This window comes from Nocardioides sp. URHA0020 (genome assembly GCF_000620705.1).
Taxonomy (GTDB): domain Bacteria; phylum Actinomycetota; class Actinomycetes; order Propionibacteriales; family Nocardioidaceae; genus Nocardioides.
On the sequence record NZ_KK211168.1, the window covers coordinates 578,781 to 589,317 of the forward strand.

General features: G+C 69.7%; 8 protein-coding genes. 4 read left to right on the top strand and 4 right to left on the bottom strand.

Annotated elements, in window-relative coordinates; genetic code table 11:
* Positions 1–153 precede the first annotated feature (153 nt).
* The 4 genes from N542_RS0114500 (at position 154) to N542_RS0114515 (ending at position 3,954) form a co-directional block, all read left to right on the top strand.
* Complete coding sequence (locus N542_RS0114500; protein WP_028644544.1) at positions 154–1,254, top strand: phosphotransferase family protein; 1,101 nt, start codon at positions 154–156, stop codon at positions 1,252–1,254.
* Entirely contained in the window at positions 1,251–2,252 is a 1,002-nt protein-coding gene (locus N542_RS0114505) for a T3SS effector HopA1 family protein (RefSeq protein WP_028644545.1), read from the top strand. The genes N542_RS0114500 and N542_RS0114505 overlap by 4 nt, the downstream gene beginning before the upstream one ends.
* A complete protein-coding gene (locus N542_RS0114510) occupies positions 2,243–3,478 on the top strand; it encodes a lanthionine synthetase LanC family protein (RefSeq protein ID WP_028644546.1) in 1,236 nt (411 codons plus the stop codon). The genes N542_RS0114505 and N542_RS0114510 overlap by 10 nt, the downstream gene beginning before the upstream one ends.
* 116 nt (positions 3,479–3,594) lie before the next feature.
* A complete protein-coding gene (locus tag N542_RS0114515; RefSeq protein ID WP_155993070.1) occupies positions 3,595–3,954 on the top strand; it encodes a hypothetical protein in 360 nt (119 codons plus the stop codon).
* Between the two features lie 623 nt (positions 3,955–4,577).
* Here the strand turns inward: N542_RS0114515 and N542_RS0114520 are convergent.
* The 4 genes from N542_RS0114520 to N542_RS0114535 all read right to left on the bottom strand — a co-directional run bounded on the left by N542_RS0114520 (position 4,578) and on the right by N542_RS0114535 (position 10,428).
* Positions 4,578–5,639, bottom strand: a complete 1,062-nt coding sequence (locus tag N542_RS0114520; protein WP_051551793.1) for a transposase — start codon at positions 5,637–5,639, stop codon at positions 4,578–4,580.
* A gap of 342 nt (positions 5,640–5,981) precedes the next feature.
* Positions 5,982–7,100 carry an alkaline phosphatase family protein gene (locus N542_RS0114525; protein ID WP_051551795.1) on the bottom strand — a complete coding sequence of 373 codons (1,119 nt, stop codon included), beginning with the start codon at positions 7,098–7,100 and terminating at the stop codon, positions 5,982–5,984.
* Between the two features lie 11 nt (positions 7,101–7,111).
* Positions 7,112–7,702, bottom strand: a complete 591-nt coding sequence (locus tag N542_RS0114530) for a DUF5998 family protein (RefSeq protein WP_028644550.1) — start codon at positions 7,700–7,702, stop codon at positions 7,112–7,114.
* Between the two features lie 26 nt (positions 7,703–7,728).
* On the bottom strand, positions 7,729–10,428 hold the full coding sequence (locus tag N542_RS0114535) for a bifunctional acetate--CoA ligase family protein/GNAT family N-acetyltransferase (RefSeq protein ID WP_051551796.1): 2,700 nt from the start codon (positions 10,426–10,428) through the stop codon (positions 7,729–7,731).
* Between the last annotated feature and the right edge of the window lie 109 nt (positions 10,429–10,537).

Genomic DNA, 10,537 nt, shown 5'->3' on the forward strand with positions numbered 1-10,537 from the left:
CCTTGGTGTCATGAGCTGACTCGATCGTCACGCAGGTCGGCCCGGCGCGCCATACCTAGATCGCGCGATGCCGCGAACTGCCGGCTAGCTGCGCGGCGGCGGAGGCGCGACACCGACCTTGACAGCGCTCGCGCCGGTCGGGACGGTGGCACCGTGACCGTGGAGCTCGACGGGCAGGCGCCGGCTTTCCGCGACGTGCTGGACGTGTTGACCCATGCCGAGATCGTCGAGAGCGCGACCTGGGCGGTCAAAGGAGTTGCTGTCGAGCGGAGACGTCACCGCAACGTCAGCTTCCTCGTCGAAGTTGGCGGGGGCAGCTCGTACTTCATCAAACAAATGCATCCGAGGGCCGGCTTGACCGGCGTCGGCAGGGAAGCGCTGGTGCACGCTGCGCTCTTGCGCTCCGGCAGCCCTCTCTTGAGTCGGGCGCTCCCCACGTTGCTCTGGCAGAGCAAGTCCGGGGGAACCCTCGTCTACGCCGTCACTGAGGGCGATGTCCCGATGACGGAGCAGGTCCGCAGCGGACGCCCGTCGCAGCGGCTCGCCCGGAACCTCGGCTCCACGTTGGCCGACTTGCATCGGATGCCCCCTCCGCCCTACGAAGCGCAGTTCCCGCACGGGCTCGTCCTCCACCGTCCGACTCTGTCCGACCTCCCGTCGCGGTCAGGAGCGAACCTCGAGCTGGTCCGGCGCATTCAGGAGCACGGCCAACTACTTGCGGACCTGGACGAGGCCGCGGCGTCCTGGCGGGCTGACGCGTTCGTCCACGCTGACATGAAGTTCGACAACATTCTCAGTCGCCGTAGCGCCGACGGACGCCGACGAGGCACCTGCATCATCGATTGGGAGGACGCAGGGGCGGGCGATGCCCGCTGGGACGTCGGAGCCGTCTTCGGCGCTTACCTCGCTACCTGGCTCACGTCTATTCCGTCCATCCAGGTGGAGAGCCCGTCCCACCTCTTTCCCTTGGCGAAGGTCGAGCGTGAGGCACTCCTCCCTAGCGTGGAGGCCTTCTGGCAGTCGTACGCCGCGCGGCGCCGGTTGATGCCCGACGAATCTCGAGAATTCCTGCGGGGCGCGGTGCAGTACGCAGGCGTCCGGCTGATCCAGGCAGCCAGCGAAGGAACGGGGTCCACGCCGCTGACCGCCGTACACCTGTTCCTGCTGCAGGTCGGGGCCAACATGCTCGCGCGTCCTGACGATGCGCTCTCGCAATTGCTCGGTATCGGCGCCGGTTCGGTGGCGCCATCGTGAGTGACGCGACCAATCACGCTCAGGTCATCGAGCGGGCATTCGACGCGATCGAGGTGACGCGGGACGGTGGTTTCTGGTGGTGTGGCGAGCGCGCCGATTGGTACCCCGCACGACTCCTCGCTGGCCTCAGCGCAGCGGAGCGCAGTGAGCTCACCTTGACCGCGCTCGCCGATTGTCTGTACGAGAACTTCTACCTGCGCGGCGAGGTCTCTCCATTGCCGCCTGCGACGGGCGGCGGCGAGCCAGCCCCTGACCCACTTCCCCGCGAACGGCTCGCTGCGGCCAACGGCGGTAAGGGCTCGTGGCAGCCCGGTTGGCAGGTTCTGGACACCAACGTGCGGGGCTGGGTCAGGGCACGTCGAGACGGCCTGACGCTCGCCCTGCCGTCGTCCGAACTGCGTATCGACGAGGGCGCTACCTACGTCAGGCGCCCGAAGGACATGCCTGCTCTGTCGCCTGGCTTCCATACGGCGAGCCTCGACGTCGCTCGTGAAGCGGGAACGACGACAGCCAGGCTTTACTGGCACCTCGTGGCCGACGGTGCCGAGCCGTTCATCCGCGTCGTCACTGATAGGTGCAACGAGGCGGGCATCGGCGGCAGCCTGAAGGTTGTCGATGACAGATCGCGTTTCGACCGTTGCGATAGCGGGGTCGCCTACGTGTCGCTCGAAGACTTGGCGGTGCATCACGACGTGTTCACGGCTATTCACAGCGATCTCGCGACATACTTGGCGCCCGGGACGCCTGCCATGACGCTGAGCCTGACCGACGGCTTGGCCGTCGCGCAGGAACCCGGTGGCGGCTGGAGCTTCGGCCAGCACCGAAGCCGACTCATCGCCAGAGCCATCCTGAGGGCTCGAGACTCACCCTCCGCGGTCCGACGCGGCGCGGCTCACCTCGATGACGTCTTCGCGGACGAGGGAATCTCGTACGAGGCGCCGTACTGCTCGGCAGCATCCCACGACGTGTTCGCGCGGATCGCAGGCCGATGGAGCTAGACGAAGATCTCCTGACCGACGCTGTCGGCGCCATTGCCGACCACCTGGTCCGGGAGGCGCTCTGGGGCGGCGACATGTGCACATGGTTGGGCGCTGACGGACCGGGTGATCGAGTCAGCACCCTCGACCCCTGGCTCTATGCCGGAGACTCCGGAGTCGGGCTCTTCCTGTCCCAGGCGGCCAGATTGACGGGCAGTCGTCCGACCAAGCACGCCGCTCGAGGCGCAGTACGCCGAGCGTTGACGACGACCCAGCCGGCTCCATCGACGTCCGGGCTCTACGAAGGCACGCTTGGGGTGGCGCTTGCCGCTGCCCGGGTCGGGGTGGCCATCGACGATGATCAGCTCCTGGAGGATGCCCACGCTCTGGCACTGAGCTTCAAGCCGTCCGCGACCTGGCCCGGTGCGGACCTCATCACCGGCGCTGCGGGCGATATCCTCGCGCTGGTGGCGCTGGCCGAGGAACTGAACCAGCGGCACCTGCTGTCGGTCGCCGGTGATGTCGCAGCTCGGCTGATCGACGCCGCAGACACCTCCGTGGGGATGAGCTGGGCTGGCGTCAACCCGCGAGACCCGAACCTGACCGGTTTGGCCCACGGCGCCGCGAGCGGGATCTTGGCGCTCTCGGAACTGTTCCGAGCCACGGGAGGGGACCACCTGCTCCCGGCGATCGACGCAGCGTGTCATTTCGAGCAGGCACACCACGAGGAGTCGCGCGGGAACTGGGTCGACCGGCGTCGGCACGGGCGTCGGCGGCGGGCCTCGGCACCGAGCCGGTTCATGGTTGCTTGGTGCCACGGAGCACCAGGCATCGCCCTATCCCGGCTGTCTGCCTCTGCCGCGACCCACGATGCCGCGCGACTCGACGAAGCTCGGATCGCCGCTTCGACCACGCTCAGGCGGCTCGAGGAACGGGCCGTTCGCGACCCGCGTGGCGGGGGCGACTGGTCACTGTGTCACGGAGTCGGTGGACTCATCGATGTCCTGAGCGAATGTGCCGGGTTCGACGTTCTCGGGCCGGCTGACGCGCTGCTCGCGGCGCGCGGGATCGCCGCCGACCACGCAAAGCTGTTCACCGCCTCCCTGGGTTGGCCCTGCCCGACCACTGGACGGCCGGCGCCGGGCTTAATGGTGGGACTCGCGGGCGTCGGGTTCACCTACGCACGGTTGGTCGACGACCAAGTGCCCAGCGCACTATGGGTGCGCCCACAGCATCTCGTCCGTTAGCCTCAATTAAAGCGAACTGAGGAGCTGTCATGGTTGGTCGGAGCGACAATGACGACCTGGATCTGACGCCTGATGCTGTCGCACCGTCAGCGGATCACGCCGACGGGGTCGTCCTGGTGGCTGGAATCCTGGGTGCGGGTCCCGACGACTCGTCGGTGCGGATCTTCCTTGACACGGCGTTCAGCACGTTCTACGACGTCCCGAAGGACGCCGTGCTCGATCGGAGCCGAGTCGATGCCGCCGTCTCGCCGTTCGGCGTGACCTCCACCGTGCTGCACGTCAAGCAGGGCACTCAGATCACCGTGCAGCACACAAGCTCGCGCACCATCGATCACGAGTTCCTGGCCGGTGACTTCACTGCCCCCGGGAGCTTCCGCGCCCTCACGGCCTTCCAGCGACCCGGAGTCGCCACAGGCTCGGAGCGCTACCCGACCACGGTGACCGTCTTTGACTGCCGCACGTGCGATGCCTGCTGACAGATGAGGAGCTGGGATGAGCAACATCGAACACGAGTTCTTGGTCGGAGACTTCACCGCGCCTGGGAGCTTCCGCGGCTTGGCGGGCCTCACGCCAGCACGAGTCTTGGATGCGGTCGCAGGTCAGCCCACGAACGCAACTGACTGCTACCCCACCTCGCCCAACTCGCCGGGTCGTTGTCGGACCGACGAGCCTTGCCAGGTCTGATCGCTGGTCTGCTGCCAGTCGTCCATCGATGAGGTGCGACGCCCGGCAGCGGCCTTACGTCGGCTGCAAGCGGCACAGTTCCCGCGAGCCCTCGCGCACGGACACGCAGGTAGCCTCCGCGATCTCGCGCCAGGCGCCCCGTAGGCCGCCGAGTATGGGGATTGGTCTCGACGCGATCAGCCAGCGGAGAAGGCCGCCGCGTCGGCCAACTCTCGAAACTGACGGCCACGCACTCTCCCGCCTCGCTGACGGGCTTGGAGATGGTCGCCAGATTGCGGCCACCCGAGCCGACGAGTCACGATCCCTGTCCACCCCAGGCTCCTGAAGTAGCGATCCGCGACGGCCCGGTCCTGGGTCAATGGAACAAGCAGCCGCGTTCAAGGCGCTCAAGAACGTGCGACGCTCCTATGGTTCGTCAAGCAGCTGCGGCCCCGCTTTCGAGGAGTCGGTAGAGGTCGCGGGCGACGTAGCGGGTGAGACAGCGTTTGATCTCGCGGCTGGTCTTTCCTTCGGCGGTGCGGCGGGCGACGTAGTCGCGGGTGTCTGGTTGGTACTGGATCCGGATCTGGACCACCGTGTGCAGTGCCCGGTTGAGTTGCCGATCGCCGTAGCGATTGAGTCGATACCTGGTGGTGACCTGGCCGCTGTTCGCTGGGATCGGTGCGACGCCAGCGAGCATCGCGAACGCGGCTTCGGAGTGGATCCGGCCGGGGTGGGACCACGCGCACAACACCGTCGCGGCCACGATCGGACCGACCCCGAACTCCTCGAGGAGATCCGGGCGCCAGCCGCGGATGATGACCACCATGGCCTTCTGATGCTCACGCGCTTCTTTCAGCATCGCGTGCGCGCGGCGAGCCAACGAGCGCAGTGCCACCACCGTGCTGGCTGTCTCCACGTCCCACGACGCGTGCACGCGCAGGTTCGCCGCGGTGTTGAGCATCGCGGCGAGCTTCTGACCACGGAACCGGGCACGAATGGGTTCCGGTGCGGCGATCACCAGGCTAAAGACCTGCTGCTGAGCCTCCGTGGATGCGTTGATCGCAGAGCGGCGAGCAGCCAACAGCACTGACAGGGCTTGGCGTTCTCCCCCACTGCGAGGAGTCCCCAGCTGGGGTCGAGCTATCGCTTCGCGCGCGGCTCGGATCGCATCGAGCGGGTCCGACTTCGCGCCGTTGCGTCGTGCCGCCCGCTTCGGGCGGTCCAGCTCGATGACGATCTCAGAGAACTCGAGCAGGTGACGGCTCAAGCCAGCGCCGTGACCCCCCGTGCCCTCGATCGCCCAGGCCCGCAACATCGCGTGGTTGTTGGCGAACTCCACCAGCTCGGCGTAACCCTCGGCCGTTGCCTCGACGGTGATCTCGCCGAGGACGCCACCGGTCGCGGTGTCGACCACCGCAGCGGAGTGGGTATGGACGTGGGTGTCGACGCCGATGACGACGTCGACCACTTCGCGTAGATCGGTCAGACTGTTCATGCGTTCTCTCCTTCGCCGGACGGGACGTGGTTCCGGTCCGGGACGGAGGCTCGGCAGGACTGTGATGAGACACGCCAGGCGCCGCTAACGCCAGGTGGTCAAGCTCCTGATCAGGCCAGCTCCTCCAACCGGTCCGGGGCCGGCGGCCACGAGCGGACAGGTCGCACTAAGGCACGAAGCCAGTCATTCCGGGGGTCACACCCGCAGCCGCCAAGCCACAGCCCATCACCATCAGGCTGCGAAGGCGATCCTCACAGTCCTTCCACCGCGAACGACGTCACGGAGCGGCGACCCGCACTGCAACGCGCCAACTCATCCTGGTGACCGAGCCAGGCGACGCCCTCAGTCCAGCAGGACCGGGATCAGCATCTCGTCGGGCGTGAGCGAACCGTGCAGGCCGACCAGGGTGGCCTCGTAGGGGAAGTCGGCCGTGGAGAGGATCGCGGTGTCGCCGTGGCAGGCGACCACGACGTCACCGAGCCGGGGCAGCACCCCGGGCACGACGGGGCCGAACCAGCCGCGCGCGATGGCGTCGTGCCGCGCGAGCACCGTGGCCCGCTCGCCCAGCACGGAGGACCAGGCCGCGAGCACGTCATTGACCGCACCGCGCTGGCAGTAGAGGTGCCGGAACCGCGCCTCGCCGCCCAGCAGGGCGACGCCGTCACGCAGCTCGGTGCGCTCGTCGACGTCGACCCGCGCCTGCGACGGCGAGTCGATCATGCCGTGGTCGGCGACCACCAGGAGCCGCACGTGCGGGGGCAGGGCCTCACGCAGCTGCTCGGCCTCGGCGTCGACCATCGCTAGCTGCTGCAGCCACGGACTGGAGGCGACGCCGTACCGGTGGCCCGTCCAGTCGAGGTCGCCGTCGTACAGGTAGGTGAACGATGCGCGCTCGATCGAGGCCGCGAGGGCGGCTGCGATCCGCTCGCCGACCCGGTCGGCACCGACGTAGTCGGCACCGCGGTGCGCCGCGACCGTCAGCCCGCTGCCGCGGAACTCCCGCTTGTTGACGACCGTGACGGTGCCGCCCTGCCGGCGCAGCCGCGCGAAGGCGGTGTCGTTGGGCTGCCACTCCAGCGGGTCGACCGTCTTGTCCCACATCAGCGCGTTGAGCAGCCTGTCGGTGCCGGGCACCCGGGAGGTGAAGCCGACCAGGCCGTGCGCGCCCGGCGGGAGACCGGTGCCGAGGGAGGTGAGGCTGGTCGCCGTGGTCGAGGGGACCCCCGCGGTCGCCGGGGCCTGGAGCTCCAGCAGCGAGGCGAGGTACGGCGCGGCGTGCGCGTAGCGCTGCAGCAGGTTGGCGCCGAGCCCGTCGACGAGGAAGACGACGTACGCCGGGGCCTCGGGCAGGGTCAGGCCGGTCGGTGGCTCGCCGATCGGGAGACCCAGCGCGGACGCGACCGCCGGGACGACGTCGGCGAGCGAGCGCTCGCCGTACGCCGGTCGGAGGAAGTCCTGCACGCCGGCGGCGATCAGTGAGCGTGCGTGCGCGCGGAGAGCGCCTCGGCGAAGGTGAGCAGGCCGCCGACGGCGTCGGTGCCGTCGGCCGCGGCGGAGACCCGGAGGGAGAAGTCGTCGGACGCCAGCACCCCGGTGTAGCCGTGGTCGGCGTCGCACTGCGGGTCGTTGCACCCGGCGGGCTCGAGGTCGAGACGGCTCACGCCGCCCCAGCCGATGGTCATCACGGCCTCGGCGGGCGGCCGCGGACCGGCGGTCGGGTTGGCGACCATCCGGGTGACCACGACCGAGCGCACCGAGCTGAGCCGGACCGCCTCGGTCGAGGTGGAGGTGTAGGGCTCGGGCAGCAGGTCGTCACCCTCGTGCTCGTCGGTGTGGGCCAGGATCAGCCGGCTCGGCGTCAGCACCGCCACCGACAGGTGCCGCCGGACCTCGTCGCGCTCGAAGGTGGGCTCGTGGTGCACGAAGAAGGCCACGATCTCCTCGCCGGCGACCGCGCTCTCCACACCTTCGGCCACGACGTCCGGGTAGTAGCCGGTGCGGTCGATCGCGTCCCTGAGCTCGAGGCCGCGGTCGTGACCCTCGGTGGTCCTGGTGCTACGCATGCGTGCAGTCTGTCACGCAGGCGTGGTCACGACGGCAGCGTGTCCCCGGCGGGCTGGGACAGGCGCCGGACGAACCAGTCCGAGCGCGGGTCCACGACCGGATCCACCCGCGCCGACGCGGTGAGCACGGTGGAGCCGTCGGCGCCGGCCAGCACCAGGGAGAGCTCGAGCGCACTGATCTGCGGGACGTCGTTCTGGAGCTGCGCGACCCGCTGGATCAGCCGCTCCACCTCCCCCACGTCGACCGCCTCGCTGCCGCGGTAGCCGAAGAGCATCGGCGCCGACTTGATCTCGCGGACCATCGACGCGGCGTCGCGGCCACCGAGCGGTGGGATCCGGTAGGCGCGGTCGGCCAGCAGCTCGGTGAGCGGTCCGGCGATGCCGAAGGAGACGACCGGGCCGAAGAGCGGGTCCTCGATGGTGCGGATGCCCACCGGGACGCCCGGGCGAGCGTTCTTCTGCACCACGAAGCCGGCCAGCTCGGGGTCGGCGATCAGCGCGCTGAGCGTGTCCCAGGCGTGCGCCATCTCCTCGGCGTCGTCGACGTTGCGCCACACGTGGGCCTGGTCGGGCCGCTCGCGCAGGTGCTCGGCCGTCGCCTTGAGCACCACGTCCCAGCCCAGCTCCGCGCCGGCGGCCACCGCCTCGTCGCGGCTGGTGACCTGCCGCGTCGGCCACAGCGTGACGTCGTACGTCGCCAGCAGCTCGGTGAGCGTCTCGAGGTCGAGGTCGGTGCCCTCGGGGTGCTCGCCGAGGATTCGCATCACGAGCCGCTTGGCGGCCGCCGCATCGACGTCGGCGGGGTCCACCGGCTCGCCGTCGGGGGTGCGCAGCCACACGGCGTACTCGACCACCCGCGCGAGCGCGCGCACGGCGGCCTCCACGCCGGGGTACGACGGCACCGACCCGCGGCCGGCCGTCGAGCCGGCGACGTCGGGGACCCGCAGCAGCTCGGGCACGCCCTCGGCGCCCAGGAACGAGGAGACCAGCGGCTTGTCGGACTGCTCGCCGACGGCGGCGAGCACGTTGGCGACGTCCTCGCCGGAGACGTTGATCGGCGGCACGTAGACCGCGACGACCGAGTCGATCTCGGGGTCGTCGATGGCCGCGTCGAGCGCGTCCTCGAAGTCCTCGGCGCTGGCCTCCGCGCCCAGGGCGATCGACTTGTTGACGACCAGGCCGACGGCCGCCGCCGCGTCGGCGGCGAGCAGCCCGAGGGCGTCGGAGTTGCCGACGATGGCCACCCGGCGACCCCGGGGCAGCGGCTGGTGGGCGAGCAGCTGGGCGACGTCGAACATCTCCTCCAGCGTGTCGACCTGGATCACTCCGGCCTGGCGGAACATCGCGTCCACGGCGGCCGGCGGGGCGGCGATCTTGCGGACGGCGTGACCCATCGGGACGCCCTGGGTGGTGCGCCCGGAGCGGACGGCGATGATCGGCTTGCGCAGCGACACCCGACGGGCGATGCGGGAGAACTTGCGCGGGTTGCCGATGGACTCCAGATAGAGGAGCACGACCTCGGTGGCGTCGTCCTCCTCCCAGTACTGGAGCAGGTCGTTGCCGGAGACGTCGGCGCGGTTGCCCGCGCTCACGAACGTCGACAGGCCGAGGCCGCGGTTGTAGACCTTCTCCAGGATCGCGGTGCCGAGCGCACCGGACTGGCAGAAGAAGCCGGCCCGGCCGCGGGGCGGCATCAACGGCGAGAGCGAGGCGTTGAGCGACACCTTCGCGTCGGTGTTGATGATGCCGAGGCAGTTCGGGCCGATCAGCCGGAGCCCGTACGAGCGCGACAGCCCGACGAGCTTGCGCTGGCGGACCCGGCCCTCCTCGCCGGTCTCGGCGAAGCCGGCCGACACCACGATCAGGCCGTGAACGCCCTTGGCGGCGCAGTCGAGGACGACGTCCTGCACGTGCTCGGCCGGGACGGCGACGATCGCGACGTCGACCTCGTCGGGGATGTCGGTGACCGAGGTGTACGTCGGGAGCCCGGACACGGCGTGCGAGGTGGGGTTGACGGCGTACACCCGGCCGGCGAAGTCGCCGGTGATCAGGTTGCGCACCAGCGCCTGGCCGATGGTCTCCTGGCGCCGGCTGGCGCCGATGACCGCGACCGAGCGCGGGTTGAAGAAGCGGTCGATCGAGGCCGACTCGGCCTTGTGCTCGCGCGCCGACATCAGCCCGATGGCGGTGTCGGTGGGGTCGATCGAGAACTCGAGCTGGAGCACGCCCTCGTCGTACTCGCTCGCGACGCGGTAGCCGGCGTCGCGGAAGGTCTGGATCATCCGGGTGTTGTCGGGGAGCACCTCGGCGACGAACCGCTCGACCCCGCGCTCGCGCCCCGCCTGGGAGAGGTGCTCGAGCAGCAGCTGCCCGATGCCACGCCCCTGGTGCTGGTCCTCGACCAGGAAGGCGACCTCGGCCTCGCCCGGCCGGATCACGTCGTACCGCCCGACCGCGATGATGCGTCCCTGGAGGGTGAGCACCAGCGCTACCCGGTTGACGTGGTCGACGCTGGTGAAGCGGTCGACGTCGCGCTCGGAGAGCCTCGGCATCGGCGAGAAGAACCGGTAGTACTTCGACTGGTCCGACACCCGGGAGTAGAACTCGACGAAGACCTCGCGGTCCTCGCTGCGGATCGGACGGATGTGGGCCGTCCCCCCGTCACGCAGGAGGACGTCGGCCTCCCAGTGGGCCGGCGGCGCGGCAATGTCGAAGGCCTCGGTCACGAGAGGAATCTAGCCTGACCGGGCGAGGACGGCGCGCCCCGACACATCCGGTGGGGCTCCGGTGGTTGAGGTGCGAAGGCCGCCAGGCCTGGGCCTCGAAACCACCACC